The organism is Actinokineospora baliensis, from assembly GCF_016907695.1.
Taxonomy (GTDB): domain Bacteria; phylum Actinomycetota; class Actinomycetes; order Mycobacteriales; family Pseudonocardiaceae; genus Actinokineospora; species Actinokineospora baliensis.
This window is the reverse complement of sequence record NZ_JAFBCK010000001.1, coordinates 3299710-3325891: the sequence shown is the minus strand read 5'-3', so window position 1 is coordinate 3325891 and position 26182 is coordinate 3299710. Positions and strand designations below refer to the sequence as shown.

The window sequence follows — 26182 nt, the reverse complement described above, 5'->3', positions numbered from 1 at the left end:
GCGGGCTGGGCGCGGCGAACGGCCTGGGTCAGCCGTTCGCCCTGCGCGCTCGCGCGCCGGGTGTGACACCGGAGCGGCGCTCAACGGCGTCGGACAGCTCTTCCTCGCGCTCAACCATGCCCGCGCGGACGTCGGCACCGAACGCGCCTATAGCCCCGGCGAGCTCGTGCATGGCGTCGCCGAGGTTGCCCGCGATCCCCGCGGGGGTGATGGCGTGGGCGGTCTGCTTCGCCTTACGGCTCAGAGCGACCCCAGCAGCGATCCCGACGCCTAGCCAGAAGACGCGGCGGATCACGACCGAGCTCCCTTACGCGCGCGGCGGCCGGAGCGGGAGTGCTTGCCTTCGTCGCCCTTGGCCTTACGCCGAGCGCGGACGGCCTTGCTGACGCCGTAGGACAACGCGGCGACCTTCACCAACGGACCACCGAGGGTGGCGGTGAACACCGAGGTCAACGCCGAGACGTTGCCCGTGACGGCCTGCGCGTTGGCCGTGATGCCGTCGACCCGCTCGAGCTGGGTGTTGACGTGGTTGAGCGTGGTGTTGGCGCCGGTGAACAGCGGGTCGCTGTTCTCGTGGGCCTTGCGGATGGCGATGGTGGCCTCGTCGAGCGTGCGGCCGAGCTTGGCGAGCACGATGCCCAGCAGCACTACCAGCAGTACGAACGCGCCTGCGGCCACCAGCGCGGCGATCTGCCCTGCTGTCACGAGCCCTCCTCATTGGCCTGACCACGAATTGATCGGCGCCAGGCTACCGTGCCGGTTCCCATACCAGTGTGAGCGGTCGAGGCGGTGTCGGGCGACTCGGTTACTCGTCCCTGATGACCCGCCGCAGCTTGGGTACCCGGTCGGCCAGGTGCCGTTCGGCGCCGCGCTGGGTGGGCTCGTAGTAGTCACGTCCGCGCAGGTCGTCCGGCGGGTACTGCTGGCTGAGCACCCCTTCGGGGACGTCGTGGGGGTAGCGGTAGCCGGTGGCGTTGCCGAGCTTCTTGGCCCCGGCGTAGTGGCCGTCGCGCAGGTGGGGTGGTACCTGCCCGGCTCCCCCGGCGCGGACGTCGGCGAGCGCGGAGTCGATGGCCGTGTAGACGGCGTTGGACTTGGGCGCGGTGGCCAGGTGGATGGTCGCCTGAGCCAGGGCGAGCCTGCCTTCAGGCATGCCGATCAGCTGGACGGCCTGCGACGCGGCGACGGCGACCTGGAGGGCGGTCGGATCGGCCATGCCCACGTCTTCGCTGGCGTGCACGACCAGGCGGCGCGCGATGAACCGGGGGTCCTCGCCTGCCTCGATCATGCGGGCGAGGTAGTGCAAAGCTGCGTCGACGTCGGAGCCTCGGATGGATTTGATGAACGCGGAGGTGACGTCGTAGTGCTGGTCGCCCTGACGGTCGTACCTCACGGCGGCCTTGTCGACAGTGGCCTCGACCGTGGCGAGGTCTATAGAGCCTTCGCGGGTGGCGAGAGCCGAGTCGGCCGCGGCTTCGAGGGCGGTAAGAGCCCTGCGAGCGTCACCCCCCGCTAGACGCACGATGTGCGCTTCGGCGTCGTCGTCGAGAGTGACCTTGGCGTTGAGCCCACGCTCGTCGGCCACTGCTCGCCGGACCAGCGCTTGGACGTCTGCGTCGGTAAGAGGCTGGAGTTGGAGGACGAGCGAGCGAGAGAGCAGCGGGGAGACGACGGAGAAGAACGGGTTCTCGGTGGTAGCGGCCACTAGGAGAACGATGCGGTCCTCTACGGCGCCGAGGAGTGCGTCTTGTTGCGTGCGGGAGAAGCGGTGCACCTCATCAATGAATAGAACCGTCGACTCCCCCGAGTGCGTAAGGCGTCGGCGGGCCTCCTCGATGACCGCGCGGACTTCCTTGACGCCTGCGGAGAGCGCGGACAGGGCCACAAAGCGACGGCCAATAGCGCTGGAGACGAGGGTGGCGAGGGTGGTCTTACCGGTGCCGGGTGGGCCATAGAGCAGGATCGACGCTGGGGCGGCGCCTTCGACTAGGCGGCGTAGTGGGGCGCCGGGGCCTAGGAGGTGGTCCTGGCCTAGAACCTCGTCGAGGCTGGCGGGACGCATCCGGACCGCTAGCGGGGTGTTGGCCTGCGCTCTGCGGACAGCATCGTTGGAGGCGGGGGCGCCGAAGAGATCGAACTCCTGTTCCACAGGAGTCGACGCTACCTGGTGTGGGCTGATCGACGTGTTCGCCCGCTGGTTGGCGCCACCTCAACGGCTCCAGGGCAGGAACACCCCGACGGGCACAGCACAAGCCCGCCAAGGTGCGTAGCGTCCGAATCCACGGTTCGAGCACCGAACTGGTCGCTCCAGACCTGTTCAGCCGAGTGGCAGTGCGGGTGGCCGCATCCCTCCCGCACGTCTCCCACCTCGCCGAACGAATCGTTGATCGGGCGTTGGCGTTCCTGGCGGCGGCAGCACAAGAGTCCGGTGGCGGGTTGGTGCCGAGTGAGATGGTCGACTTGGGGTGGATCAACTGATCTTGGACACCAAGGCGTACGCGACGCTGTGCGGGCGACCGGGGGGTGGGTTCCTCCACCACGTGCCTGATGACCCTGTGGCCACTACGCGCCCAGTGCGGCCAATGCCACGAGGATGGCAACTGCAGCAACTCGGGCAAGGACGGCAACGAGAACTCAGACACCCGCAAGAAGGACTGACTGTGGAAGGACCTCTGGAGTGAAGTGGGAGGACCTGCCGAGACCCATTCAGGACATCGCTGAGCAGCACGTTGGTGTGGTGGTCGAGGCGCTGGAAGTCGACGGGGGCAGTGCCAGCGATGTGGCGACCGTTGTGCGGGGCGCGGGTGGGGAGCGGGCGTTCGTGAAGGCGGTCGCTGGGATCAGTCGGCGGATGCGGTGGTTGCGGAACGAGATCGCGGGGAGCGGGGCGGCGGTGGGGGTGGCGCCAGAGGTGTTGTTCCACGCTGACCTCACCGCGACCGAGGTGGGTGAGGACTGGCTGGTCGTGGGGTTCGAGTTCGTGCCGGGGCGGTCTGCCAGTCTGGCGCCGGGGTCGCCGGACCTTCCTGTGGTGGCTGAGGTGGTCGAGCGGATCGCCGGGCTGGGGGCCGGTGGGATGCGGCCGCTGCGGGATCGGTGGGCGCCGACGGACTGGTGGGAGAGGGTTGCGGGGGTTGCGCCCGAGGTGGTCGCCGACGTTGATGTCGAGGAGATGAGCCGGCTCAGCGCGGAGGTGCCCGCGATGGTCGAGGGTGACCGGCTGCTGCACACCGACTTGCACGGGGACCAGTTCGTCATCGGGGCTGGTGGGGACGTCCGCGTGGTGGACTGGGGGTTTCCCGGTGCCGGGGCGCGGTGGGTCGACACGGCATTCATGATCTTGCGGTTGATCGAGGCGGGGCACGGGCCGGAGAACGCTGAGGGATGGGCCAGAGCCCGCGGCACGTTCGTCGGGGTTGACGAGCGGGTGCTCACGGCGTGGGCGGCTTATGTCGCGGGGCTCTGGACCCACATCGCAGTCAGTGGCCAGGGGTCGTCTCGGCGGGCGGGGTTGGCGCGGGACTACGTGAGCTGGCGGTTGGCTAGGCGTTCTTGAGGTCGGCGAGCAGGGCGGACCAGGTGGCCGGGCGAACGGAGAGGGCGCCTGCCGCGCGGTTCTTGGTGTCGCGGATGCCGACGGTGGTGGTGGTCAGACGGACCTCGACACAGTTCTCAGTAGCCGCCGTACTACGACTGCTCTTGAACCAACCTGTGTCCCAGACCTGGGCAACCATGGGAGCTACTCCTTCGCGATGTGCTGAATCAACCGGCGGGACGCTTCGCGGCTCAAGGCCGCCTCCCAAGACCGGTAGAACGCTCGAAGCATAGCCGTGGCTTCTGGTTCACCGTCGTAATAAGTTGACGGACCGAAAACGGGTGATGAGTAGCCGATCGATGTCCCACGCTCACCGAAGCCGAAGATCGTCAAGCCAGATCCTCGCAACGGGTTGCCGTAGGAGTCTGCTTGCAGGACACGGATGTTCAGGTCTGGCATCTTGTCGATCAGCGCGAGCAGGTGCGTCAACTGTTCGCGCATCACTTCGGGCGCACCCATGTTGGCGCGCAAGGCGTCCTCGGTAACGACGAAACGCATGATGCGCCGATCCCCTTCGCCCAGCAGCCGAGACTGGCGATCCAGGCGGTAGACCGAACGATCTTCGCCTTGGGAGTCATCTGCGGACCACAGCACGCCGTCCGCTTCGGCAAGCAAAGCTTGGATGTAGCCCTCGGACTGGAGCAGACCAGGGATGACCCCGGTCTCGAAGCAGTTGATTTCCGACGCGCTGGCTTCCAAGTCGGCGAAGCGGCGGTAGGCGTCTGGCAGATTGTCTACATGGACGCGGCGCTTTTGGCGGCGGCGGGCTTGTTGGCCTAGTTCTACGACCGTGGCGCGTTCGTCGCCGGTGACGGCGTAGCAGTCCAGGAGTTTGTCCAGGTCTTCCATGCTGGCGGTGGCGCTGCCGTCCTCCAACTGGACGATCCGGGAGCGGACCTTGCCGAGGACCTCGGCGCTGGCCTGTTGGGTCATGCCGGAGCGTTCCCGCAACCGGCGCAGGACCAGGCCCAGTTGCCTGCGTTCGAATGTAGGCCGCGCGTGGCCCATGGCCGACCCCTTCGGTTCACCCGATTGTGCGTCTTGTCGATGCCCGACTGTCGCCCTAATCTTCAGGGCGACAGTCGGGCTTAAGTCCCGATCACTCTACGACACAAGGCGGTTCCCCATGGCACTGTTCACCCAACCGGGCGTTTCTGTCGAGGCCTGGATCGACCTCGCGCACGACGTCCCGATGCGGCTGGAGTCCGTCGAGAACGGGCAGGCGACGCTGCAGTTCGGGCAGGCAGGCGAGTACACGATGACCATGAGCAGGAACAACCTCGCGCAACTGGTCGACCTGGCCAACTCGGCGATCAGCCAGTTGAGCTAGGGGAAACTATCAGCAACCGCCAGGCGCCGTACGGCGGCGGTAGTGGGTCAGTGGGCGCCGCCGAGGTTGAGGGTGACAACGCCCGCGACGACCAAGACCACACCGATGACCTTGACCGGGGTGATCGCCTCGTTGAGGAACAGGGCGCCGATGATCACGATGACCGTGGTACCGAGCGCGGACCAGATGGCGTAGCCGACGCCGATGGCCATGCCCTGTTGCAATGCTTTGGCCAGCATGAAAAACGCGACCGCGTAGCCCGCGAGCACGGCCACGGTCGGCCAGAGCTGGGTGAAGCCCTGCGTCGACTTCATCAGGCTGGTGGCGACCACCTCGAAGGTGATGGCCAAGCCGAGGTAGACCCACGCCAGCATCTCGCACTCCCGAGGGGTGGACATCCGTACGTCGAATGTACGGATGTCCACCTCGGGGTCAGACCCGGCTCGCGGCGGAGGCGAAACCGAGCCAGGTGTGGCGGTTACCCCACCAGCACCAGCCGACCTTGGGGGCGTCCTTGTTCGCTCTGCCGTCGCGGCCGGTGCCGTTGCTGATCCAGATCGCGGGGGTGCGGGTGTCGAACTTGCCGCTCGGTTTGCGTAGGCGCGACGCGATGGTCATGAAGCACAGGTTGCGCTCGAGCGCCTCGGGCTCGTGGAGAAGCCACTGGATGCCCTCCCCCACTGTCAGCGGCGAGCGGCTCTTACCGCCGATCGCTGGCAGCGCCTCATCTGGCGTCCAGTTGGCCATGTCATCGCCGCGGTCTATGTCGGTCACCAGGTAGACGGGCTTGTCGGGCAACTCCACCGTCGGCGCGAAGTCGTCCAAGTCCACCATGTCGACCACTACGAAGCCCGGCTTGTCCTTGTGCCGCAACAAGGGAGCCAGCGCTGACGCCTTAAGGCGTTCGGGGTGGACGACCAGCAACGCGTTGTCGGGACCCTCTATGGCCAAGTCCTGCTCAGAGAGTCCGGCCAACTCGGGGATACCGAGGTCCCAGAGCCGTTGGACCTGCTTGTCGAGTGACGGAAGAGACGCAAGCACGCGCGAGCCTCCCAGGAAGGGTGCGGGTGGGTCCCCGTCCAACGCACGCGACCCGCGTGGTGTTCCCGCGCCTACCACGAACGGGTCAAACTCCGGGTTAACACTGGCCGACACGCTCGCGCGTCCAGGGTGGACGGACCTCGACGATCGGTACGGTCGCGCTGTCTCACCCCCGGAGGAGCCATGTGGGAGCTGCTCATCGCGGCCATCGGTGTGGCGGTGCCGATCGTGACCTTCCTGTGGGAGTCGCTGGTCGTCGGGCGCAAGCGGCTCGGGTACCGGGTGCAGCTGGACACCAGGATCCGGGTGGGCGAACGCCCCGGAGGACCGCTGCGGCTGCGGGTGGGCGACAGCGACACCGTGCTCGCCGACCCGACCCTGGTGCTGCTGCGGGTGGAGAACGCGGGGGCCACCAACGTCGACCGCGGTGACTATGCCGCGCCTGACGACGACAAGGTGGGGCTGCGGGTCACCTTCCCGCAGCGGCGCGTGGTGGACATGGCCATAACAGAGTTGAGCGACGCGCACCTGGAGCAGTTCTTCGGCGCAGAGTCCGGGCTCGACTACGCCGACAGCACGATCGATCTGCCGCGGGTGCCTCTTAATCGCAAAGCGCACTACAAGGTGTTGGCGGTCCTAGAGGGGATCGGGATCGAGCAGTACCCAGACCCGGTCGTAGTCGGCGCCATCAAGGGTGGGGTGCGTGACGGGAGGGTCCTAGAGACAGCCAGCCGGACAGGGCCGTCGCGGCGGGCGCGGTGGGTGACCGCGTTCCTAGTGCTCGTCATCGCGTCGTTGGGGGTGGGCAGCCTGCTCGGTGATCCCGACCCGCTCGACTGCGGGCACGGGCAACTCGTAGTGGTCGGGTCAACCGCCTTTACGCCAGTGCTGCGCAGCGCGGCCCAGCAGTACGAGCGCACCTGTGGGGACACCAGGATCGCGGTCGAGACCGGGGGCAGCGCCGACGGCATAGAGCGGCTCAACCGCACCGGCGGCACCACCGCGGTCATCGCGTTCTCCGACGGGCCGAAGGCGGATGGGTACCCGAGGCTCATCGGTCGCCCGATCGCGTTCTCGCTGTTCACCCTGGTGGTGCACGCGGACGCCGGGATCAGGGACCTGTCCACCGAGCAGATCCGCGCGCTGTACGCGGGCGAGGTGGCGAACTGGTCCGAGGTGGGCGGCAACGACGTCGACGTGCACCTGGTCAGCAGGCAGAGCAACTCCGGCACCCGCCGCGCCCTGGAAACCCGCGTCCTGCAGCGGCTGGAGTCGGCGCCGAACTCGACCAACTGCCGCACCCTGGACAAACTCGCCACCGACCAGATCACCCGGTGCGAACGCCCCAGCACCGAAAGCGTGCTGAGCGCGGTCGCGGACGTCCCCGGCGCCATCGGCTACAGCGAAGCCCACGCGGCGGCAGACGTGGCAGAAGTCGTGCCGGTACGGATCGATGGGAACGAGGCGGAGCTGGTGAAAGCCGACCACCACGCGTACCCGTTCTGGGAGACGGAATACGCGTACACATTCGACGAATTGCCCGCAGATTCACTGGGCGCGGCGTTCTTGCGGTACCTGACGAATGAGGTGGGGCGGGACGTCATCCGGGTGGAGGGGCACCAGCCGTGCGCGGACCTGGCGAATCCAGTGCTGTGCCAGCCGGTGAAGTAGATCAGCCGGGGAACTCGACAATCTTGCAGTGATCGAGCCGGTGCGACTTCAGAACATCCAGCACCGTCGACGACACCACCAACCCCGCTTTGTCAACCCGCCCAATATCGTGTTGGCCACCCACCCCTACGACATCGAGCCAAACGAACTGCGGGAGGGTGATCTTCAAGTCCAACTGCTCCCACACCTCGGATCTGGTGACCAATACCTCTCGCAGGTTGAAGCCGCTGAATCCGTGCCTTTCGAGATCGACAGCAGCGTACTTGGCCAGGATGTAGATGGGGGAGGATTGACCCAGGCAGTCTCCGAACCAGGAATCGAACTCGTAGTGCAGTCTACGGACCACGAGAGGCGCAACCCCGGTGTCGAGCTCACTCAGCTCGCCGATTCCACCCGGAACCTCCGGGTCCAGCTTGTAGTACACAGAATCACCCTCTGTCGCCGATGCTCGGCGCGGAAATAGGCCCCGATCTCACAACCAGGGAGAGGGTATACGGACGGTGGTCCGTTGTCGCGCGGCCACCGGGACTCATCCAGAGTGTGCGATGCCCCAGGGGCGACAGCGGTGGTGGGCTTGGCCGCAAGGAGGTCGGCATGTGTCGATGGATCGCGTACTCAGGCTCACCCGTGCGGCTGGAGGACCTGCTCTACAAACCTGAGAATTCTCTTATCGTGCAAAGCAAACGGGCACAACTCGGTGTCGAAACCACCAATGGTGACGGCTTCGGCATCGGTTGGTACGGCGACCGGGAGATTCCCGGGGTCTACCACAACATCCAGCCCGCCTGGCAGGACAGCAACCTGCTCGAACTGGCCGCTCAAGTCACCTCGGGCCGGGTGTTCGCGCACGTGCGGGCCACTACCGGCACGCCGGTGCAGGAGACCAACTGCCACCCGTTCCGCCGCGGCCGCTGGCTGTGGATGCACAACGGGGCGATCGCGGGGTTCTCGGAGATCAAACGCGACCTGGTCCTCGCTGTCGACCCGGATCTCTATCCCGCGATCGAGGGGTCGACGGACTCGGAGGTGCTGTTCTACCTCGCGCTGACCATGGGCCTGGAACACGACCCGCCCGCCGCCATGGCCCAGGCGATCGGTTTCGTCGAGCAGGTCGGCCAGCGCCACGGCATCGCCTACCCGATCCAACTCACAGTCGCGACGACTGACGGGGACGCCACGTGGGCTTTTCGCCACTCCAGCGAGGGCCGTTCCCGCTCCCTGTTCCACAGTGCCGACATCTCGACACTGCGTGAGCAATATCCGGACAGTCGGGAACTACAGCTGCTTTCTGACGACGCGCGACTTGTCGTCTCTGAGCCACTGGGCAGTTTGCGGGGCGCTTGGCGGGAAGTACCTGAATCGACCTACCTGACCACACAGGGTGGCGTGGAAGAGATCCGGCCGTTCTCCCCTAGCACGACTGAGTAAAATTACTTCCTCAGGGCCACCCTGCAGAGACCACCGGCTAGGTAATCCTGCGGAGACATCGAGCCAGCTCATCCAATAGGAAAACACTGAAGGATTCCCACGTTCGCAATATTTCGGAGCTACCTTCGCGATAGAGGATGACTGGAGGGTTTTCCGAGCCAACGTCAAACCAGTATGCCAGATAGCCTCCATGTATTGCGAAGACCACAGCATCACTCGACAAAAGGTGACCCGCACCGTTCTCAGCCAGCAGTTCACGCGTGTCCGCAGGAACACCTATAACCTCGGGATAGAACACGTCAGTCCCCTGAAGAAAACCTCCAGCGCCGCCGCCCATTCTCCGAAGGAACTCCATGTAGTACGACGGAAGGCGGCCGACCCCCTGGTCGGCACGGATCTCATCGATCTTCTCATCGGAAAGCCCGGAAAACGCCGCGTCAGGCTGCCACAGCCTGACTTGGGACTCAAAGAAGTCAAAGAAGTCGCCTGCATCCATTGCGCGCACTCACCTCCTGGCCTTCCGATTACCGACTGCACCCAACACCGAGGCCGACTACGTCAACAGATTCAGGAAGCTCCGAGCTAGGCGACGGACATCCTCCCAGCGCTCGTCCGTGGCCAAGGCCTCCACCGCCCAAACATCGTGGTTCTCCTTTTCGCTCATAGTGGAGAGAGCTGCATCGATTGCATCGAGCAGTTCCCGCACATCAGCCTGGAGCCATCCATTCGCAATGAATTGGGGCAACAACCGGTAACCATCGTCGAACTCAAGCGCGAGTTCGTCGGCAATCGCGGGTTCACCAGGCAGCCCCAGAGAGCCCAACCAGGCCAGCTGGTGCGGAGCATCCAGGGCGAGGATCGCCACAGCCCTCAAGAACGCGACGAGAGGGCGGACGGGCAGCTCAGTCATTGCCGGATCCTCCCGGTGCCACCCTTGGCGCTCGACACCTTCCAGTATGGCTACGTGGACGTGGCGCCCTGGCACTGGTCGCCCCTGCCCTGCTCACCTGGTTCTCGCCAGCCAGCCGATGTCGCCCATGTTTGGGTCGCGGCCGAGGTCTTGCCACATCGACATTGCTGTGGCTACCGAGGTCGATGGGTTGTCCCAGGGGAGAAATGTGCCGGTTTTGCCGTCCAGGTCGCCTAGGGCGACGTTGGAGTCGGTGAGGGCGGTCAGGATTGCTTGGGACAGCGTTCGGAGGAGTTGGTCGTCGGCGTCAGGTAGGGCTCGGCGTAGGTGCCAGAGCAGTGACCAGAACTCTACGTAGTCGTCGTCTAGTTCTCGGCTCAGGGACTCCGCCACTTTGATGGCGACGACGACGTCGGATTCGATCATGGTTGGGCTTTCTCGGAACGGTCCACGAGGTTCAAGCGGGCGGCGCCGTCGCGGGACCACTGGTGCAGGGTGGCCTTGACCGCGTCCTCTCCGCTGCTTGAGTCGAGGTCCAGGATCGTCTGTGCTCGCTCCGCAGCGTCCCACATCGTAGGGCGATCTGACTTGTAGTCCGCCACGCGCCGGAGGGCCAGCAGTGCGGTCTTTCGGCGGCCGACGAGTAGCGGGCGTATCCCGGCGTGGCGGCGTCGCCGGTTGGTTGCAGCCACGCTGTTGAGGACGGTGTGTACGGCGGATGTCAGGGTTTCATCGCCCACGGGGAAGCGGCCAAGGACTCGGCGCTCCGAGAATGACAGGTCTAGCCAGTCGGGCGCGCGAAAGATGGCGTGAAGGCGCGCCATCGGTGGGCACCGGTGTCGTAAGACGAGATTCAGCCTGCACGCCACAAGCCACGTGGGCGACCGGGGGCGCGGTAGCAGAACGCGCCCCCGGACCCTCCACTTCGTTTCCGGTCGTCAGCTCTGGATGGTGTCCTTGATGAAGGTGGCCAGCCTGGTCATGCCCTCGACAATGGTGTCGGGGTCCAAGGCGCTGCAGGAGAGGCGCAACTGGTGGTCGCCGGCGTTGTCGTGGTGGAAGTAGTTCATGGGGGTCCAGAGGACGCCGTAGTCGCGGGCGGCTCGGTTGAGGGCGGTGTCGTCCGCGGTGAAGGGGACGGTGACCACCAGGAAGAAGCCGCCTTCTGGGGCGTTCCAGGAGATGCCCAGGTTGGCGCGGACGTCGGCGGGGAAGTGGTGTTCCAGCTGGTCCAGCACGGTCTGGAGGTTGTTGCGGTAGAAGGCGATGGCCTGGGAGTTGGCGTCTCGCAGGCGGCAGTCGGCCTGGATGAGCATGCCGCCGATGGCGGCTTGGCTCAGGGCGGCCGTGTTCACCGTGGTCATGCTCTTGATCTTCGACAGGGAGTCGGCGAGCAGGCCGGTGCTGCCGTCGGGGGCGAGAACGGGTTGGTCGGCCAGGACGTAGCCGACTCGGGCGCCGGGGAAGCCGGTTTTGGCGAAGGAACCCAGGTAGATGACGCGCTTGCCGCGGTCGAGGGCCTTGAGGGTGGGGCGGGGGTTGCCTTCCCGGAGGAAGAAGCCGTACGGGTTGTCCTCCAGCAGCAGCAGGTCTTCCCGCTCCGCGACCCGGAGCAACTCCTCGCGGGCGGACACCGGCATGCTCGAGCCGGACGGGTTGGCGAAGTCGGGGACCAGGTACATCGCGCGGGGGCGCTTGCCCGCGGCGCGGACCTCGGCGGCGGCAGCGGCGACAGCGGCCGGGTCGACGCCGTGGGGGCCCTCGGGGACGGGGTGGATGGGGATGTCGAGGACCGTCGCGGTGCCCGTGATGCCGACGTAGCAGGGGGAGCTGACTAAGAGGACGTCGTCGGGGCCTGCGAAGAGGGCACGCAGGGTGAGCAGCATGCCCTCTTGGCAACCAACGGTGACGACAACCGCTTGCGGGTCGACCTCGATGCCCTCGTCGTTGGCGACCGTGCGGGCGATCAGGCCGTGGATGTGCCCGTTGGTGCGGCCGTACTGGAAGATGTTCGTCCGCACCTGGGACTCGGTGTACCCGAGGTCGTCGGCCAGGTACTCGGTGTAGGCCTTGAGGTAGTCGAACACCTGGCTGGTCTCGAAGAACCCCTCGTACGGCCGCCCGGGGGCGAACGAGATCGCGTCCGGGAACCGGCCGACGACCTCGTTGAGGAAGTTCATCGACTCCATACCCGGGTCGGTGACGCTGCCGTGGAGGTCGGCCGCCCGCAGCAGCACCCCCGACATGGCCTCTACTGACACGCCTGCACCCCTCGCCGTCGGGACACCCACTAGAGCACTTAACTACAGGAACTTCCGCAGATATGCAGCAACTTCTTCCTGGGCACGGGCACCGGCGTCGACATCGCCCGCCATGGCGAAGAAGCCGTGCACCATACCGTCGTAGCGGCTGATCACCGTCGGTACACCGGCCGCGGACAACTTCCGGCCGTACTCCTCGCCTTGGTCACGCAGCGGGTCGTACTCGGCGGTGACGACAAGAGCGGGCGGTAGGCCCGTGTGGTCAAGAGCACGCAGCGGCGACACGCGGGGGTCCATGCCCTCTGACGGCGGGTCTGCCAGGTAGTGGCTCCAGTACCAGGCCACGGACCGGTTGTTGAAGAACGCCGGGTCGGTGTTCGACGCCATAGAGCCCGTGGACGCCGTGTAGTCCGTGTTCGGGTAGATCAGAGCCTGGCAGCGCAGCGCGGGGCCTCCCCTGTCGCGCGCCATCAGTGCGACTACAGCGGCGAGGTTGCCACCCGCGCTGTCCCCGCCTACCGCGATGCGGGTGACGTCCGCGCCATAGCGGGACCCGTTGGCGGCGAACCACTCCACGGCGCCGTAGCAGTCTTCGAGCGCGGCCGGGAACCGGTGCTCTGGCGCCAACCGGTATCCCACGACCACAGTGACACAGCCGACGGCGTTGGTCAGCCTGCGGCAGATGGCGTCAGAGGTGTCGATGGAGCCAAGAGTCCAACCGCCGCCGAAGAAGTAGAACAGCACCGGCAGCGGGCCTTCGACATCCGGCCTATAGACACGGATGTCGATGTCGCCGTCCGGTCCGGGGTAGGTGTCGTCCACCACCGACCCGACCTGTTCCGGCGTACCCCCCGCGGCCTGGATGGAGGCGAGGTCATCGGCGCGGGCTTGGGCCAGCGTGAGCGTGTACAGCGGCGGGGTGTCTTGTGCGATCTTGCGCTCGCGCATCGCGGCGACCTGAGGGTCTAAAGGCATGACGGGATCCTCTCAGGCGCCCATGGCCAGGCCCATGGCGTGCACGCCGCCATCGACCATGAGCACCGAGGCGGTGGTCGCGGGGAGCAGGTCGGAGAACAGCGCGCACACCGAGGTGGCCACCGGGCGCGCGTCGTGCGGGTCCCAGCCCAGCGGGGCGTGGGTGTCCCAGTCGGCCTTGAGCTGGGCGAAGCCGGGGATGGACACCGCGGCCTTGGTGCGCAGCGGACCGGAGTTGACCAGGTTGACCCGGATGCCGCGCGGCCCGAGTTCGCGCGCCAGGTACCGGGTGACCGCCTCCAGGCCCGCCTTGGCCACGCCCATCCAGTTGTAGGTGGGCCAGGCGACCTGCCCGTCGAAGCCGAGGCCGACGACCGAGGAGCCGGGGCCGAGCAGCGGCAGGCAGGCGGCGGTGAGCGAGTTGAACGAGTACGTCGACACGTGCACCGCGGTCTGCACGTCGTCCCAGGGTGCCTGGCTGAACTCGCCGCCCAGGCACGTGGGCGGGGCGTACGCGATGGCGTGCAGGACGCCGTCGAGGCCGTCGGCGAACGCGCTGTGCTCGCGGACCCGGTCGGCCAGGGTGGCGAGCTGGGCGGCGTCGGTGACGTCCAGCTCGACCACCGGCACGTCGGGCCCGAGGCGCTTGGCCAGGCGCTCGACCAGCGACATCCGCCCGAAGCCGGTGAGGATGACCTGGGCGCCCTGCTCGGCGGCGTACTTGGCCACCTCGAAGGCGATCGAGGAGTCGGTGATGACCCCGGTGATCAGCAGTCGCTTCCCGTCGAGCAGTCCTGGCACGGTCCCCTCCGCAATCAGCCTGATGAGCGCGCCGGGCCCAGGACCGACAGGTGCGCCTCGCGCCACCGGTCGGTCCACGGCTCCGGCCGGAACGTCTTGGGGTTGAGCTTCACGACCGACCGCAGGCCGCTCGCGTGGGTCTGGCCCCGGGGTCCCACGCAGCGGAAGCCGTAGCGCAGGCTGGTGGAGCCCAGGTGGTCGAGCCACAGGTCCACGTCGAGCGGACCGGTGCCCAGGTACGGCAGCTCCAGGTCGACCTCGAAGCGGCGGACCGCGTGGAACTTGTCCGGGTTGTCCTCGATCGAGGCCTCCCAGGTGAAGCCGTTGCTCTCGAAGAACGCCGCGGTGGCCCGCTCGACGTGGACCGCGTACCTGGCGTTGTGCAGGATGCCCATCGGGTCCAGCTCGTCGAAGAAGACCCGGGTGGCGTGGCGGAAGGTGCCCGGCTCTGTCGACGGTCCACTTCGGAGTGGTGTCTCGGTCATGACCTCAACCTAGCACGACCGTGCGGTTAGTTTGCCGGATTCAACCTGATGCGGTAGCGGGGCGCCCAGGGTCAAGCACGCCAGGGAGATGGCGTCCGAATCGCCCAGGATCATCGAGTTGACCCCGGGGCGGATCCCCGCCGCGGTCACCCAGTGCACTGACTCGGTCGGCACACCGCAGGCGAACCGGCGCGGGTGCGCACGGTCGTCGGCGTCGATCACCCGGTAGGGCCGCGCGGTGACGGCGAGACCACCGGTCTCGTACTCCCCCACCCGGTGCAGGCGGCACTGACCGGAAGCCAGCATCCTGCCCAGCAGCGGGTCGGCGGTCCGGCGCAGGTCGATCTCCTGCAGCCGGGCCTCGATCAGCACGGTCGCGCGCACCACCGACCCCGGCACGGCGGGTGACTCGAGCACGAACCCGGGCTGGTCGGTGTCGGCGCGCACCCTGACACCGGGGCCCATCACCTGCAGCACGCCCGCCTCGATCAGCGCGACGGTCTGCTCGATGCGGGCCGCGGGCGGACCGATCGACAGGAACGCGTTGAGCGGCGTGTAGTGCCCGTCCAGGTGGTCCCGGTGCGACTGTCCACTGAGGCCGTTGTGGTCGACGACCAACCGGATCTCGTTGCGCAGGTCGCGCATGACGTCCAGCGCGGCCTTGAGCGGGTTGGTGACGTTGCCCTGCCCCGCCCGCACGGCGTCCGCGCGGAGGTAGTCGAGCAGCCACTCCTGGAACGCCTCTTGGTCGGCGAAGACCTGTCCCCGGTACGGGGTCGCGATCCGCTCCCAGTCCCACCGGTCGGCAGTGGGGATGCCGTACTCGTCGAGCAATAGAGCCTCTGCCGGGTCGCCCCACGCCTTGTCCAGGTAGCGCTCGCGGAACCGATCGGCCACACAGCCGCACTCGCGCTGGGTGATCAGCGTGGTGTAGTAGACCGTCTCGGTCTCTTTGGCGACCAACGGCCATAGATCCGTCTGGAAGTCGATCCCGCCGCGAGCTCGCAGCCCCGCGATGACCTCGGGTGTGATGATGACCGGATCGTGGCGACCAGACGGGCCTTTCTCGTTCTCCCCGCGCGCGTGGTACGGCACGCCGCGGCGGGATCCCGCGTACAGCTTGGGTTCGCGCCCTGAAGCGCGGTAGACCAATCGGCCGTCGACCCGCTCGAACCGCCCGCCGCGCGCCAGGGTGAACAGCGCGAGGTGGTCGAAGAAGTTCAGCCCGAGTCCCCGCAACGCGACAGCGGTACCCGGCTGGATCGACGACAGGTCGACATCAGCCGGGTTGGACGGCAGCACATACGTAAGGCCGTGCTCGGCGGCGTAGGCGGACAAAGTCTGCTCTGTCGCACTTGGACGGACTCGCACGTGCCCTTGCGCCAAGATGACCGCGGCAAGGTCATCGAGTCGGGTGCCGTCTTCGAGCAAGACGGTCTGCGGCCCGTCGGCGGTGCTGGTGGCGTCCTCGAGGGACACCGCTCGCGAGCGGTGCACCTCCACCCGCACCGTCCCGGGAGCCTGCCGCACTACGCGGCGGAACACCCACTTGAGGTAGTGACCGTAGAACGACCGAGAGGGGTAAGAGTCCGGTCCGAGCTCGCGGGCCTGAGCCAGCACCTCTTCCGGGTACCCCTCGGAGTTGCCCATCAGCACCAAGAACCGCGCCCACTCATAGAGGCTCGGTCCGACCTCCAACCGCCCCGCCAGCTCAACGCTGTCGTCGGTGAACATCGACACCTGCGAGGCGACGGTGTTCAACAGCAGCTGGCGGTCCTGGCTGGTGCGCCAGACATCACCCGCACCGGGGTGGTGCGGGTCGACCACGTGGACGGTCAGCTCCACCCGGGGGAAGTCCCTGGCGTTGGCGCAGATCCGCTCCAGCACCGACAGGCCACGCGGGCCCATGCCGACCACGCACACGGCGATCCGACCGGTGCGCGACGGGTCAACACTCAACGCCATCTCGTTCCCTCTCCTCGGGGCGCCACCGCCCACGTGATCACCGGCGGGCGGTCAGGACTTCCAGAGGACCGGGCAGAACTCGGGGTCGGCGTAGTCCGGCGTGCCCGCGGCGGTCTTGCGCACGATGAAGTCGTGGTTGTAGTTGACCTGGCCGCCGTCGGAGGTGTGGAAGTCCCGGTAGGCGTTGGCGCCGTCCTGCAGGTGCAGGGAGATCGCGCGGCGCGGGCGGTCGCTGACGTTGGCGCCGCTGCCGTGGTAGGTCTTGCAGTGGTGGAAGCTCATGTGCCCCTTGGGGATCTCCATGGGGACCTTCTTCACCTCGACGTTGTTGAAGGCCGCGTTGTCCTCCAGCATCTGGTCGAGCTCGGAGCGGTCGCGGTCGGCGAAGTGGCGGTTGGTGGTGTCGTTGTCGCCGATCTCCTTCCACAGGTGGCTGCCGTCCACCATGGTGATGGTGCCCATCTCCTCGGTGCAGTCGTGGAAGGGGATGAACGCGGTCAGCATCCGCTCCGAGGTGGAGGTCGACCAGTAGTGCTTGTCGAAGTGCCACGGGACGATGTTGGTGACGTCGTCGGGCCGGGGCTGCTTGTAGATCAGGGTCGACTGGAAGACCCGGATCTCCTCGGCCTCGGCCAGCCGCGCGGCCACCGCGCCCACCAGCGGCTTGCGCAGGATCGCGCCGATGGCGTCGTCCTCGTAGTGCACGTAGTCGTTGTGCCGCTGGACCGCGCCCTTCTCGGGCGTCCAGTAGGCCAGCCGCGGCGGGTGCGCGGGCAGGGTGCGGTCGCGGTGGCCCGCGTAGTACGCCTCGCTCGCGGCGACGAGGGTGTCGATCTCCTCGTCGGTGAACAGCTTCTTGCTCAGGTACCACCCGTGCTCGGCGTAGAACTGGACCTCTTCGTCGGTCGGCAGTAACGCGCGCTCTTCGTCGGTCAGGTCGAACGTACGCAGTTGCGTGGTCACGCTGGTTCCCCTCTTGTCCCCTGTGTGCTTGTCCCCGGTGTGGACGGGCTCAGCCCGCGGTGGCGGGGCTCTCGGAGGCGCGCAGCACGGCCTCGTAGAGCGCGCGGATGTTGCCGCTGCCGAAGGTCTTGGCACCGTGGCGGTCGATGACCTCCAGGAAGTAGGTGCCGCGGGCGTGGATGGAGCGGGTGAAGATCTGGAAGACCTCACCCCAGTGGTCGCGGTCGACGAGCACGTTGGTCCGGCGCAGCGCCTCGACCCCCAGGTCGACCCGGCCCAGCCGCTCCTGCAGCGCGTCGTAGTAGCTGCTCGGGGTGGACAGGAACTGCACGCCGCGGGCGGCGAAGGTCTCCACCGAGCCGACGATGTCGTCGGTGAGGAACGCCAGGTGCTGCACCCCGGCGCCGTCGTGGCGGGCCAGGAAGTCGTCGATCTGGCCGGGGCGGCGGGTGCTGTCCGGCTCGATCAGGGTGAAGGTGACCTTGGTGGACTTGCTCTGCACCACCTTGGAGTCCATCGCCTGGTCGCCGATCTCGATGTACTCCTCGAAGATCTGGTCGAAGTCGAAGACGTCCTTGTAGAACTGGACGGTGTCGGCCAGCGTGCCGGCAGGCAGGCAGACGGCGATGTGGTCGACGATGTCGAGCAGGCTGTCGCCCTCCTCGACGTCGTGGGTGAGCATGCCGATCACGCCGGGCAGGAACTCGTCGCGCTCGCCGCGGCGCTCGATGAACCGGTGCCGCACGTCGCCGAAGCCGATGACCTCGGCGATGGTGACGCTGGTGTCGCCGTCGGTGTGGGTGACCGGCTCGGCGACCGCGGTCGCGCCGCGGCGCACGGCCTCGGCGAAGGCGGCCTTGGCGTCGTCGACGGTGAAGGCCAGGCTGGACACGCCGTCGCCGTGGCGGGCCACGTACTGGGCGGCCGCGCTGCGCGGGTTGAGCCCCGAGGTGAGCAGCAGCTGTATTCGACCGTGCCGCAGCAGCAGCGACCGGTCGTCGGGCAGGCTCGTCTCCGGCCCGCCCTGCCCCGCCACCCGGAAGCCGAAGGCGGTGCACAGGTAGAACGCGGACTGCTGGACGTCTCCGACGTAGAGCTCGACGTGGTCGATGTCCTGGATATCCATTTTCTTCCCCTTTCGGGAATGACTCCGCTACCGATGGGCACCGGGTTCGACGGCGCCGGAAATAAACGCGGGTGATGAGATCATCCGCGCGTGTTTTGTCGATTGTTGAGGCCGACCCGGCGCTAGAACATGTTTACCACAATCGTCATGGCCGGGGGTCCATAACCGCATGGAATCGGCACACTTCACCACCGGTACGCACGCACGACACCCGGGAATCACGCACGGTGACCCCCATTCCCTCGAACCAGCCCTCACGCATCTGCGGACACGGGCATTCGTACCCGTCCAACGCACGTGCGGCGGCCAGCATGCGCAGCGAGTAGTTCTTGGTGATGACGCTTTCCCACTCGTTGTCCCCGGTCACCGCGTGCTCGGCGGTCATCATCTCCGAGTTCCAGGACACCTTGGGGATTTCCTCGAACCACTTGACGAATTCGTCGAGCGACATCGCGGTGAAGTCGAGGCCGTGCTGGTGGCGGTACCAGCGGGCGATTCGGCGGAACACGAACCGGATGGCCTCGGCGTTGATCTCGTTCGCCGCGTCCTGGCCGAACCGGCGCAACACGCCCTGGTACCAGCGCGCGTCGTGCAGCCACCAGAACTCGTGCAGCGGTGGTGGCCCGAAATCCTCCTCGCCCCCGTCCATCAGCCGAACCGCTTCGCCGTGGTGCTCGCCGGACCCAGCGCGAGGCTGATGTTGTGCCCGCCGAACCCGAAGGAGTTCGACAGCGCGACCGACACCGGTCCCTGCCTCGGCTTGTCCAGCACGTGGTCGAGTTCGCAGCGCGGGTCGACCTCGGCCAGGTTGAACGTGGGCGGCAGGGTGCTCTTGGCGATCGCCAGCGCGGTCACCGCCGCCTCGATCGCGCCAGCGGCCGCGAGCGAGTGCCCGATCACGGACTTGGTCGCGCTGACCGCGGGTGCGTGGTCGCCGAACACGTCGTGCACGGCCTTGGTCTCGGCGACGTCACCGCGCTTGGTGCTGGTGCCGTGCGCGTTGATGTAGTCCACATCGGACGGGACGAGACCGGCGTTGGCGACCGCTCGGCGCATCGCCTCCGCCGCGCCCTCACCGTCGGCGCGCGGCGCGGTCAGGTGGTGCGCGTCGGTGGTGCCGCCCCAGCCGATGAGGTCGGCGTACCCGGCCGCACCGCGGGCGTTGGCGTGCTCGACGCTCTCCAGCACGACGACGCAGGAGCCCTCGCTGAGCACGAAACCGTTGCGGCCCTTGTCGAACGGGCGGCTCGCCTGGGTCGGGTCGGCCCAGCCGTTGGCGGTGGCGCGGGCGTTGACGAACCCGGTGGCGATGCTCGGGTGCAGCGGCGCGTCGGTACCGCCGCAGACCACCACGTCCGCGTCGCCCGCGCGGATGAGCCGCAGCCCGTCGGCGATCGACTGGGCACCGGCGGCGCACGCGGTGGCCACGGCGGCGCTGTAGCCGCGCAGGCCGAACCGCAGCGCGATCCGCGCGGCGGCCATGTTCGGCAGGATGCCGGGGATCATGTACGGGCTGATCCCGGTGCGCCCCTTGGCCCGGCGCGCCGAGGCCTGCTCCTCGTAGGTGAGCAGACCGCCGCCGCCGCTGGAGACGACCGTGGCGATCCGGTGCGGGTCGGCGTTGTCGCCCACCGCGAGACCCGCGTCGGCGATCGCGTCGTCGGCCGCGGCCAGCGCGAGCAGCACGTAGCGGTCCAGGCACGGGTCGGCCCGGTCGTAGATGGACGCCGGGTCGACCTCCGGTGCCACACCGGCGTTCTCGATCCAGGTGGCCACGACGTGCTCGCGCGGCGGGGTAACGATGCCGGAGCGGCCCTCGCACTGCGCGTCGAAGGTCTCGGTGCGCCCCCGGCCAGCGGGGGTGATCATGCCGATGCCGGTGATGACCGCCGTGCGGCCCGTGGCGCTCACGCGGTCACCGCGCGGAGCCGGTCGGCGTGCTGCTGCCGGAGGACGACCTTGCGGACCTTGCCGGTGGCGCCGCGCGGGATGTCGTCCTCGTTGACCACGACGACCTCGCGGATGGTGGCGGCGACGTACTCGGGCAGCGCCGCCTTCACCGAGGCGGTGTGGTCGACGGAGGTGTCGGCGCCCGCGTTGAGCGTCAGCAGGACCGCGGCGGCCACCTGGCCGTCGTCGTCCTTGACCGCCACCACGGTGCAGTCGAGCACGTCCGGGTTGGCCGCGAGCACCCGCTCCTCGGACTGCGCGGTGTACAAGCGCTTGCCCTCGCCGAGGTCGATGGCGTCCACGGCGCGGTCGACGTGGTAGTAGTAGCCCTCCGCGTCGCGGTAGGCGAGGTCACCGGTGAGGAAGTACCCGGCGAGCCTGCTGCGGTAGGTGGTCACCGAGTCGTTCCAGTACCCCGGCGCCAGGGTTGGCGACCGCACCCCGAGCTGGCCGACCTCGCCGACGGGCAGCTTGTCGCCGTTGTCGTCGAGCACCGCGATGTCGGCGAAGGCGTGCGGCTTGCCGATGCAGCGGCCGTAGCGGTCGGTGTCGGGGGTGTGGGTGATGAAGAACTGCGAGTGGCCCATCTCGGTGGAGCCCAGCCCGTCGATGAACGCCGACCCCGGCACCTGGCTCACGCCCTGCGCGGTGACCACCGTGCGGGTGCCCGCGGCGATGAGCCTGCGGATGTGCGCCTCGTGCGCGCAGTCGCCGGTGTTCCACCAGAACTGCACCGAGGACACGTCGTAGCCGGTCAGGTCGTGCGAGACCAGCTCGGGCCAGGTCGCGGCGAAGCCGAGCACGCAGGTCGGCTTCCAGCGGTCGACGGCCTCGAGGACCTTGGTCCCGGACTGCTCCGACAGGCACAGCAGCTGCGAGCGGTTGCTCAGCGCCAGGCTGGTGGCGATGACGATGGCCGCGTGGTTGGCGGGCAGCGCGCTCAGCATCCGGTCGACGCCCTGGGCGCGCGGCAGGCGCAGCCGGTGGCGGACCGAGGCGAACAGGCTCGAGTGCGAGGCGACGACGGCCTTGGGCATGCCGGTGGTGCCCGAGGAGTGGGTGATCACCACCGGGTCGTCGGCGTGGTGGCGGTACTGCCGCGGCGCCGCCGACGGGTCGCCGTTGAGCACGTCAGTGACATCGAGGAACAGGTCGACGCCCTCGACCCGGCCGTCGAGGCGGGCCAGGTGGTCGGCGTCGGTGATCACCGCGACCGGGCGGACCCTGGTGATGTAGAGCGCGGCGGTCTCGCCGGGCAGGTTCTTGTTGACCAGCGCCGGGATCGCGCCGATGCGGGCCAGCGCCAGGTAGTTGAGCACCAGGTCGGCGGAGTCGGTCACGTAGATGGCGACCGGGTCGCGCGAGACGATGCCCTTGGCGTGGAAGATCGAGGCGCGCGAGGCGACCTGGAACTCCAGCTGCCGCAGGGTCAGCGGCTCCCACGCGGGGTGGCCGTCGACCTCGGTGTCGAAGCTCAGCGTCGGCTCGTCGAGGCCGTAGCCGTTGCGCACGAGCGTGCTGAGCACGTTGCCGATGCCCAGGTCGGGGTCGGCGGCCAGCTGCGCCCGGGTTGTCTTGACGGTCACTGCGAACTCCTCTGCTCGTTCGTGGGCGCTGCGGTTGCTGGTGGTGCTGCCCTGCCCAGCAGCAGAGCGGTCGCCTCTTCGGCGCCCTGCTCGACGAGCACCAGCAGGACCTCGTCGGCGGCGTCGTCGGCCAGCAGCAGGTCGGCGACCGAAACGGCGTCGGCGACCGGGTCGTCGACCGGGCTGGTGCACACGACGGGTCCGCGCAGGCCCCAGGTCAGCGCGACCCGGCCCGCCGCGGAGTTGACCACCGACTGGAAGAACAGGATCGGCGGCACCCGTTTGCCGCCGTCGACCGCGGCCGCCACGGCGCTCGCGGTGCCGAGGTCGCCGCGGGTGCTCACCACGACCACCGCCGTGCGGTCGCCGCGGTCGGCGGGGGCGGGGGCCTCGCCGTGCACCTGGCGCAGGCAGTCGTCTGCGGCCTGGGCGATCAGCGGGGCGAAGGACGAGTTGACGAACCCCGGCAGCGGTGCGGGCTCGGCGGTCGGGTCCGCGCCCGGCCACCGCGCCTCGGCGAGCAGCACGAGGTCCACAGTGGACAAGTCCACAGTGGAGGTCAGGGTGCCGGTCATACCCGCGCCACCACCAATGCCGTGTTCGCGCCGCCGAAGGCGGAGTTGACGGTGAGCGCGTAGTCGACCTCGCGCTCCAACGGTCGGTCCAGGACCAGGTTCAGCCCGCACTTGTCGTCCGGGCCGACGTACCCGGCGTTGACCGGCAGCCGGGCGGTGCGCAGCGCGTGCACCGTGACCGCCAGTTCCAGCAGACCGCCCGCCTGCAGGGTGTGGCCGTGCACCGACTTCGAGGAGCTCACCGGGATCCGGGCCGCGTCCGCGCCGAGCGCGCGGTGCAGCGCGGCGGTTTCCGCGGCGTCGCTCTGCGCGGTGCCGGTGCCGTGCGCGTTGATGTAGCCGATGTCGGCGGGCGCGCGGCCCGCCTTGCGCAGCGCCGCGGTGACGGCCCTGGTCATGCCGCCGCCCTCGGGATCGGGCTGGGTGATGTGGAAGGCGTCACCCGCCCGCCCCCACCCCGCGATCCGGGCCAGCGGGGTCGCGCCGCGCCGGTCGGCCTCCTCGGCCGACTCCAGCACCACCGCGGCGAGCCCGTCGCCGAGCAGCATGCCCTGCCTACCCGCGCTGAACGGGCGCACCTGCCCGTCGCCCGCCAACGAGCGCCCGGCGTTGAACAGGGCGAAGTTGTCCTCCTCCACCAGGTACCCCGCGGCGACCACAACCCGCTGCGCGCGGCCGTGGGTGATCATCGTGGCCGCGTCGGCGACCGCGGTGCTGGCCGCCACGCAGGCGGTCATGTACGCCCGGGGCGTCGGACCGAGCCCGGCCCGGTGGGCGATCGAGGCGGCGATGGCGCCCGGGCCGGTGCGCTCCGACTCGGGCAGCCGCGCCACCGCGGGGTCGCCGTGCACGGCGACCAGCAGCGGGCTGACCACGCGGTCGGCCGCGCCGAGACCGGCCTGCTCGCAGGCGGCGCCCACGATCGAGACCAGCTCGTCGGCCAGCACCGGGTCCCCGGGCAACTGCGCGGCGAGGTCGGTGCGGTAGCGGCTCGCGTCGAAGCGGGTCACCGGCGTGAAGGCGGGGTCACCCGCCGCGGTGCGCTCGCCCAACGCGGCCAGGTCCCACCCGGTGCCCGCGCGCGCGGCCACCCCGGTGACGACCACGCCGACCCCGCCCTCAGCCATCGCGGCGCCCACCCACCAGGTCGGCGAGCACCTCGGCGGCACCGGCCACCGTGTACATCCGCGACAGGTCGGCGTCGTCGAGGTCGAGCTCGACGCCGTAGCGCTGCTCGGCCTGGTGCAGCAGCCACGCCAGCTCGAGCGAGTCGAGGTCCTCGGTGTCGGCCTTGGACACCTGGGCGCGGTAGCCGGAGATCATCTCCACGACGTCCTGGCGGGTGGGTGCCGCGGTGGTCTCACTCACGAACGCTGCCCTCGGCGACCGGCTCGAGCCTGCCTGCGACGTCGGCGACGAACTCGTCGATGGTCATCAGCGAGACCTGCTCGATCTCGTCCTCGTCGATCTTGACGCCGAAGCGGTCCTCGAGCTGCACGGTCAGCTCGGCCATCGACAGCGACTCCAGGTCCAACCCGGCCGGGCCGAGCTGGGTGTCCCCGGCGACATCGGGCGTCGCGTACTGCAGGGAGACCAGCGCCTCGATGACGAACGCGCGGACTTCTTCCTTGCTGCTCATGGCTTTCCTCTCGTCGCAGAACTGGCGACCGGCCCTGGTGCGGGCGCGGTCGCGCCTGCGCGGACCCGGGGCGGGGCCGCGCCTGGCGGGGACCGGTGTGGCTAGTCGTTGTTGGCGGCCGCGGAGCGCAACGCGGCCCGGTCGCGCAGGAGCTTGCCGCTGGAGGTGCGCGGCATCGCGGCGAGCACGTGCACCGCGCGCGGTCGCTTGTAGGCGGCCAGCCGCTCGCGCAGCCAGGAGTCGATCTCGCCGGGGCCGACCAGCGCGGAGACCGACACGTACGCCTGGATCCCCTCGTCGTAGAGCACCACCGCGGCGTCCACCCCCGGCGCCTCGGCCAGGGTCTGCTCGACCTCGGTGAGGTCGACCTTGAGACCGCCGATGGACACCTGGGAGTCGAGCCTGCCCTTGATGGTGACCCGGCCGGTGGCCTCGTCGAACTCGCCCGCGTCGCGGGTGTGCAGCCAGCCGTCGGCCCAGCGGGACGGGTCGACCAGGCCGAGGTAGGGCGAGCTCTCCCGGCTGAGTAGCACCTCGCCGCCTTCCACCCGCACGGCGATGCCGGGGGCCGGGGTGAGCGCGGGCCGGTGCTCGCCGTCGATGTCGGTGGCGATGACCCCGAGCTCGGTCATCCCGTACATGTTGCCCAGGGTGATGCCGTAGCCCTCGGTCAACGCGCGCCACAGCTCGGCGCGCACCAGCTCACCGCCGGTGATCATGCGGCGGAAACCGGGCAGCTTGGGCGGTTCGGCGACCGCGGCGAGGATCTCGGCCTGCGACGGGACGCCGATCAGCGTGGTCGGCTCGTCGCCGTCGGCCAGCGCCTTGAGGATGCCGTCGACGGTGGCCCTGGTCGGCACCACCATGGGGACGCCAGCGTTGAGGCCGTGCAGCAGCCCGCCGACCAGGCCGAGGACGTGCACCATGGACGCGAGCACGACGGCGCGCTCGCCGCGCTGCGGGATGCCCGCGATCCGGTTGTAGCGGTCCAGCTCGGAGATCACGTCGGCCGCGGTGCGGCCGATGATCTTCGAGGGGCCGGTCGACCCGGAGCTGAGCTGGATCAACGAGTGCGGGGTGGCCGCGCGCTCACCGCCCGCCTGGGGCACGTACGCGGGCTCCACGTCGAACAGCGCGCGCAGCGCACCGGAGACCGGCGTGCTCGGCTGCACGAGCAGTTGCGGGCGCAGCCTGGCCACCGCCTGGTCGATCTCGTGCTGGGTGAGCCGGTAGTCCAAAAGGGACACCTGGGCACCGGTGCGCCAGGCGGCGAGCAGCACGCTGACGAAGCCGAGCGAGGGTGGCAGTCGCAGCGAGACACTCCCACCGGGAGCCAGCCCGGCCGCCAGCAGCTCCTGTTCGCGCTGGTCGACCAGCGCGCGCAGCGCCCGGCGCTCGACCGGGGCGCCGAACCACAGCGCGAGCTCGCCGTCGGCCCCGGCCAGCAGCAGCTCGTCCACCCACTCCCCGGTGGCGGGAGCCCCGGCCGCCTCGGCGACCAGGGATAAGTGGGTCTCGCCCGGCATGGTGTTTCCCCCTCATTCGAACGTCGATGCCCAACAATGGGAATGAAGATCGCTTATGGGACAGATCAGCGCATATCGTCTGCGGACGAACAATCGCGTCGCACCAGCGGCGAACACCGGCGCACATGTCTACATCGGACGATGAAACCGTCGGCGCCCGCGCGGCAGCGCCCCCGGCAACTCACCCCTCACAACCACGTTACTGCGCGCAATCCCGATCCCGCAAGCGATTCGCGCAACTGGTTTCGTCGGTACGGTCACACCACAACACAATGATCGAATGAACAGCGAGAAAATACGTGAACGCGCAACGATTGCCAACAGGAGTCGCGTACCGAGCAGTAGATACATCGGA

At 68.6% G+C, this 26182-nt stretch carries 32 protein-coding genes; 5 read left to right on the top strand and 27 right to left on the bottom strand.

Going from position 1 to position 26182, the window contains the following annotated elements; genetic code table 11:
• Positions 1-28 precede the first annotated feature (28 nt).
• The 3 genes from JOD54_RS15945 to JOD54_RS15935 all read right to left on the bottom strand — a co-directional run bounded on the left by JOD54_RS15945 (position 29) and on the right by JOD54_RS15935 (position 2149).
• Entirely contained in the window at positions 29-295 is a 267-nt protein-coding gene (locus JOD54_RS15945; protein ID WP_372440320.1) for a hypothetical protein, read from the bottom strand.
• Positions 292-705, bottom strand: coding sequence for a DUF948 domain-containing protein (locus JOD54_RS15940; RefSeq protein ID WP_204451283.1), 414 nt, complete (start codon positions 703-705; stop codon positions 292-294). The genes JOD54_RS15945 and JOD54_RS15940 overlap by 4 nt, the downstream gene beginning before the upstream one ends.
• 100 nt (positions 706-805) lie before the next feature.
• Positions 806-2149 (bottom strand): replication-associated recombination protein A, encoded by a 1344-nt coding sequence (locus JOD54_RS15935; RefSeq protein WP_204451282.1) that lies wholly within the window; start codon positions 2147-2149, stop codon positions 806-808.
• 113 nt (positions 2150-2262) lie between these two features.
• Here JOD54_RS15935 and JOD54_RS15930 point away from each other — a divergent pair, with 113 nt between their 5' ends.
• Together JOD54_RS15930 and JOD54_RS15925 are read left to right on the top strand one after the other, a co-directional pair.
• A complete protein-coding gene (locus JOD54_RS15930; protein ID WP_204451281.1) occupies positions 2263-2478 on the top strand; it encodes a hypothetical protein in 216 nt (71 codons plus the stop codon).
• 199 nt (positions 2479-2677) lie between these two features.
• Positions 2678-3556 (top strand): hypothetical protein, encoded by an 879-nt coding sequence (locus JOD54_RS15925; protein WP_307860089.1) that lies wholly within the window; start codon positions 2678-2680, stop codon positions 3554-3556.
• Here JOD54_RS15925 and JOD54_RS15920 read toward each other — a convergent pair.
• Together JOD54_RS15920 and JOD54_RS15915 are read right to left on the bottom strand one after the other, a co-directional pair.
• A complete protein-coding gene (locus tag JOD54_RS15920) occupies positions 3543-3734 on the bottom strand; it encodes a DUF397 domain-containing protein (RefSeq protein ID WP_204451280.1) in 192 nt (63 codons plus the stop codon). The genes JOD54_RS15925 and JOD54_RS15920 overlap by 14 nt on opposite strands.
• Positions 3735-3739: 5 nt before the next feature.
• Positions 3740-4603, bottom strand: coding sequence for a helix-turn-helix domain-containing protein (locus tag JOD54_RS15915; protein ID WP_204451279.1), 864 nt, complete (start codon positions 4601-4603; stop codon positions 3740-3742).
• Between the two features lie 118 nt (positions 4604-4721).
• On the opposite strand from JOD54_RS15915, the gene JOD54_RS15910 reads away from it, so the two are divergent.
• On the top strand, positions 4722-4925 hold the full coding sequence (locus JOD54_RS15910; RefSeq protein ID WP_204451278.1) for a hypothetical protein: 204 nt from the start codon (positions 4722-4724) through the stop codon (positions 4923-4925).
• A gap of 47 nt (positions 4926-4972) precedes the next feature.
• On the opposite strand, the gene JOD54_RS15905 is transcribed toward JOD54_RS15910, so the two are convergent.
• Together JOD54_RS15905 and JOD54_RS15900 are read right to left on the bottom strand one after the other, a co-directional pair.
• Positions 4973-5323: a DMT family transporter gene (locus tag JOD54_RS15905; RefSeq protein ID WP_275592661.1), complete on the bottom strand. Its 351-nt coding sequence runs from the start codon at positions 5321-5323 to the stop codon at positions 4973-4975.
• Positions 5324-5357: 34 nt separating this feature from the next.
• Entirely contained in the window at positions 5358-5966 is a 609-nt protein-coding gene (locus JOD54_RS15900) for a DUF5701 family protein (protein ID WP_204451277.1), read from the bottom strand.
• A 183-nt stretch (positions 5967-6149) separates the two neighbouring features.
• Between JOD54_RS15900 and JOD54_RS15895 the strand changes: the two genes are divergently transcribed.
• The gene (locus tag JOD54_RS15895; protein ID WP_204451276.1) at positions 6150-7637 is read left to right on the top strand and encodes a substrate-binding domain-containing protein; all 1488 of its coding nucleotides are present in this window, start codon (positions 6150-6152) and stop codon (positions 7635-7637) included.
• Between the two features lies 1 nt (position 7638).
• Here JOD54_RS15895 and JOD54_RS15890 read toward each other — a convergent pair whose 3' ends face one another.
• Positions 7639-8061, bottom strand: coding sequence for a hypothetical protein (locus JOD54_RS15890; RefSeq protein ID WP_204451275.1), 423 nt, complete (start codon positions 8059-8061; stop codon positions 7639-7641).
• Between the two features lie 203 nt (positions 8062-8264).
• Between JOD54_RS15890 and JOD54_RS15885 the strand changes: the two genes are divergently transcribed.
• Positions 8265-9065 carry a class II glutamine amidotransferase gene (locus tag JOD54_RS15885; RefSeq protein WP_204451274.1) on the top strand — a complete coding sequence of 267 codons (801 nt, stop codon included), beginning with the start codon at positions 8265-8267 and terminating at the stop codon, positions 9063-9065.
• A gap of 37 nt (positions 9066-9102) precedes the next feature.
• On the opposite strand, the gene JOD54_RS15880 is transcribed toward JOD54_RS15885, so the two are convergent.
• The 19 genes from JOD54_RS15880 to JOD54_RS15790 form a co-directional block, all read right to left on the bottom strand.
• Complete coding sequence (locus JOD54_RS15880) at positions 9103-9561, bottom strand: SMI1/KNR4 family protein (protein WP_204451273.1); 459 nt, start codon at positions 9559-9561, stop codon at positions 9103-9105.
• Between the two features lie 57 nt (positions 9562-9618).
• Positions 9619-9975, bottom strand: a complete 357-nt coding sequence (locus tag JOD54_RS15875; protein WP_204451272.1) for a hypothetical protein — start codon at positions 9973-9975, stop codon at positions 9619-9621.
• A gap of 93 nt (positions 9976-10068) precedes the next feature.
• Entirely contained in the window at positions 10069-10401 is a 333-nt protein-coding gene (locus tag JOD54_RS15870) for a hypothetical protein (protein WP_204451271.1), read from the bottom strand.
• Positions 10398-10799: a hypothetical protein gene (locus JOD54_RS15865; RefSeq protein ID WP_204451270.1), complete on the bottom strand. Its 402-nt coding sequence runs from the start codon at positions 10797-10799 to the stop codon at positions 10398-10400. The genes JOD54_RS15870 and JOD54_RS15865 overlap by 4 nt, the downstream gene beginning before the upstream one ends.
• 114 nt (positions 10800-10913) lie before the next feature.
• On the bottom strand, positions 10914-12236 hold the full coding sequence (locus tag JOD54_RS15860; protein ID WP_307860087.1) for an aminotransferase-like domain-containing protein: 1323 nt from the start codon (positions 12234-12236) through the stop codon (positions 10914-10916).
• A gap of 42 nt (positions 12237-12278) precedes the next feature.
• Positions 12279-13211, bottom strand: coding sequence for a LipP1 family hormone-sensitive lipase (gene lipP1 / locus JOD54_RS15855; RefSeq protein ID WP_204451269.1), 933 nt, complete (start codon positions 13209-13211; stop codon positions 12279-12281).
• 12 nt (positions 13212-13223) lie between these two features.
• Complete coding sequence (fabI, locus tag JOD54_RS15850) at positions 13224-14012, bottom strand: enoyl-ACP reductase FabI (protein ID WP_204451268.1); 789 nt, start codon at positions 14010-14012, stop codon at positions 13224-13226.
• A gap of 14 nt (positions 14013-14026) precedes the next feature.
• On the bottom strand, positions 14027-14497 hold the full coding sequence (locus JOD54_RS15845) for an acyl-CoA thioesterase (RefSeq protein ID WP_204451267.1): 471 nt from the start codon (positions 14495-14497) through the stop codon (positions 14027-14029).
• Positions 14498-14506: 9 nt separating this feature from the next.
• Entirely contained in the window at positions 14507-16462 is a 1956-nt protein-coding gene (locus JOD54_RS15840; RefSeq protein WP_204451266.1) for an FAD/NAD(P)-binding protein, read from the bottom strand.
• A 51-nt stretch (positions 16463-16513) separates the two neighbouring features.
• Positions 16514-17425, bottom strand: a complete 912-nt coding sequence (locus tag JOD54_RS15835; RefSeq protein WP_204451265.1) for a phytanoyl-CoA dioxygenase family protein — start codon at positions 17423-17425, stop codon at positions 16514-16516.
• Positions 17426-17474: 49 nt separating this feature from the next.
• Positions 17475-18551, bottom strand: a complete 1077-nt coding sequence (hppD, locus tag JOD54_RS15830; RefSeq protein ID WP_204451264.1) for a 4-hydroxyphenylpyruvate dioxygenase — start codon at positions 18549-18551, stop codon at positions 17475-17477.
• 145 nt (positions 18552-18696) lie between these two features.
• Complete coding sequence (locus JOD54_RS15825) at positions 18697-19200, bottom strand: hypothetical protein (RefSeq protein ID WP_204451263.1); 504 nt, start codon at positions 19198-19200, stop codon at positions 18697-18699.
• Complete coding sequence (locus tag JOD54_RS15820) at positions 19200-20462, bottom strand: beta-ketoacyl-[acyl-carrier-protein] synthase family protein (RefSeq protein WP_307860085.1); 1263 nt, start codon at positions 20460-20462, stop codon at positions 19200-19202. The genes JOD54_RS15825 and JOD54_RS15820 overlap by 1 nt, the downstream gene beginning before the upstream one ends.
• On the bottom strand, positions 20459-22087 hold the full coding sequence (locus JOD54_RS15815) for a class I adenylate-forming enzyme family protein (RefSeq protein WP_204451262.1): 1629 nt from the start codon (positions 22085-22087) through the stop codon (positions 20459-20461). Before JOD54_RS15815 ends, JOD54_RS15820 begins: the two co-directional genes overlap by 4 nt.
• Positions 22084-22662 (bottom strand): beta-ketoacyl synthase chain length factor, encoded by a 579-nt coding sequence (locus tag JOD54_RS15810; protein ID WP_204451261.1) that lies wholly within the window; start codon positions 22660-22662, stop codon positions 22084-22086. Before JOD54_RS15810 ends, JOD54_RS15815 begins: the two co-directional genes overlap by 4 nt.
• The gene (locus tag JOD54_RS15805; protein ID WP_204451260.1) at positions 22659-23789 is read right to left on the bottom strand and encodes a beta-ketoacyl-[acyl-carrier-protein] synthase family protein; all 1131 of its coding nucleotides are present in this window, start codon (positions 23787-23789) and stop codon (positions 22659-22661) included. The genes JOD54_RS15810 and JOD54_RS15805 overlap by 4 nt, the downstream gene beginning before the upstream one ends.
• Complete coding sequence (locus JOD54_RS15800) at positions 23782-24030, bottom strand: hypothetical protein (protein ID WP_307860084.1); 249 nt, start codon at positions 24028-24030, stop codon at positions 23782-23784. Before JOD54_RS15800 ends, JOD54_RS15805 begins: the two co-directional genes overlap by 8 nt.
• Positions 24023-24301, bottom strand: a complete 279-nt coding sequence (locus tag JOD54_RS15795; RefSeq protein WP_204451259.1) for an acyl carrier protein — start codon at positions 24299-24301, stop codon at positions 24023-24025. The genes JOD54_RS15800 and JOD54_RS15795 overlap by 8 nt, the downstream gene beginning before the upstream one ends.
• A 101-nt stretch (positions 24302-24402) precedes the next feature.
• Positions 24403-25827, bottom strand: a complete 1425-nt coding sequence (locus JOD54_RS15790) for a class I adenylate-forming enzyme family protein (RefSeq protein ID WP_204451258.1) — start codon at positions 25825-25827, stop codon at positions 24403-24405.
• Positions 25828-26182: the final 355 nt, after the last annotated feature.

Bases quoted from the DNA above. Each gene is read 5' to 3' on its own strand.
- JOD54_RS15870 (WP_204451271.1), bottom strand. From the start codon at position 10,401: ATGATCGAATCCGACGTCGTCGTCGCCATCAAAGTGGCGGAGTCCCTG.
- JOD54_RS15840 (WP_204451266.1), bottom strand. From the start codon at position 16,462: ATGGCGTTGAGTGTTGACCCGTCGCGCACCGGTCGGATCGCCGTGTGC.
- lipP1 (WP_204451269.1), bottom strand. From the start codon at position 13,211: ATGCCTTTAGACCCTCAGGTCGCCGCGATGCGCGAGCGCAAGATCGCA.
- JOD54_RS15845 (WP_204451267.1), bottom strand. From the start codon at position 14,497: ATGACCGAGACACCACTCCGAAGTGGACCGTCGACAGAGCCGGGCACC.
- JOD54_RS15805 (WP_204451260.1), bottom strand. From the start codon at position 23,789: ATGGCTGAGGGCGGGGTCGGCGTGGTCGTCACCGGGGTGGCCGCGCGC.
- JOD54_RS15910 (WP_204451278.1), top strand. From the start codon at position 4,722: ATGGCACTGTTCACCCAACCGGGCGTTTCTGTCGAGGCCTGGATCGAC.
- JOD54_RS15825 (WP_204451263.1), bottom strand. From the start codon at position 19,200: ATGGACGGGGGCGAGGAGGATTTCGGGCCACCACCGCTGCACGAGTTC.
- JOD54_RS15790 (WP_204451258.1), bottom strand. From the start codon at position 25,827: ATGCCGGGCGAGACCCACTTATCCCTGGTCGCCGAGGCGGCCGGGGCT.
- JOD54_RS15915 (WP_204451279.1), bottom strand. From the start codon at position 4,603: ATGGGCCACGCGCGGCCTACATTCGAACGCAGGCAACTGGGCCTGGTC.
- JOD54_RS15875 (WP_204451272.1), bottom strand. From the start codon at position 9,975: ATGACTGAGCTGCCCGTCCGCCCTCTCGTCGCGTTCTTGAGGGCTGTG.
- JOD54_RS15905 (WP_275592661.1), bottom strand. From the start codon at position 5,323: ATGTCCACCCCTCGGGAGTGCGAGATGCTGGCGTGGGTCTACCTCGGC.
- JOD54_RS15880 (WP_204451273.1), bottom strand. From the start codon at position 9,561: ATGGATGCAGGCGACTTCTTTGACTTCTTTGAGTCCCAAGTCAGGCTG.
- hppD (WP_204451264.1), bottom strand. From the start codon at position 18,551: ATGGATATCCAGGACATCGACCACGTCGAGCTCTACGTCGGAGACGTC.
- JOD54_RS15865 (WP_204451270.1), bottom strand. From the start codon at position 10,799: ATGGCGCGCCTTCACGCCATCTTTCGCGCGCCCGACTGGCTAGACCTG.
- JOD54_RS15920 (WP_204451280.1), bottom strand. From the start codon at position 3,734: ATGGTTGCCCAGGTCTGGGACACAGGTTGGTTCAAGAGCAGTCGTAGT.
- JOD54_RS15895 (WP_204451276.1), top strand. From the start codon at position 6,150: ATGTGGGAGCTGCTCATCGCGGCCATCGGTGTGGCGGTGCCGATCGTG.
- JOD54_RS15795 (WP_204451259.1), bottom strand. From the start codon at position 24,301: ATGAGCAGCAAGGAAGAAGTCCGCGCGTTCGTCATCGAGGCGCTGGTC.
- JOD54_RS15810 (WP_204451261.1), bottom strand. From the start codon at position 22,662: ATGACCGGCACCCTGACCTCCACTGTGGACTTGTCCACTGTGGACCTC.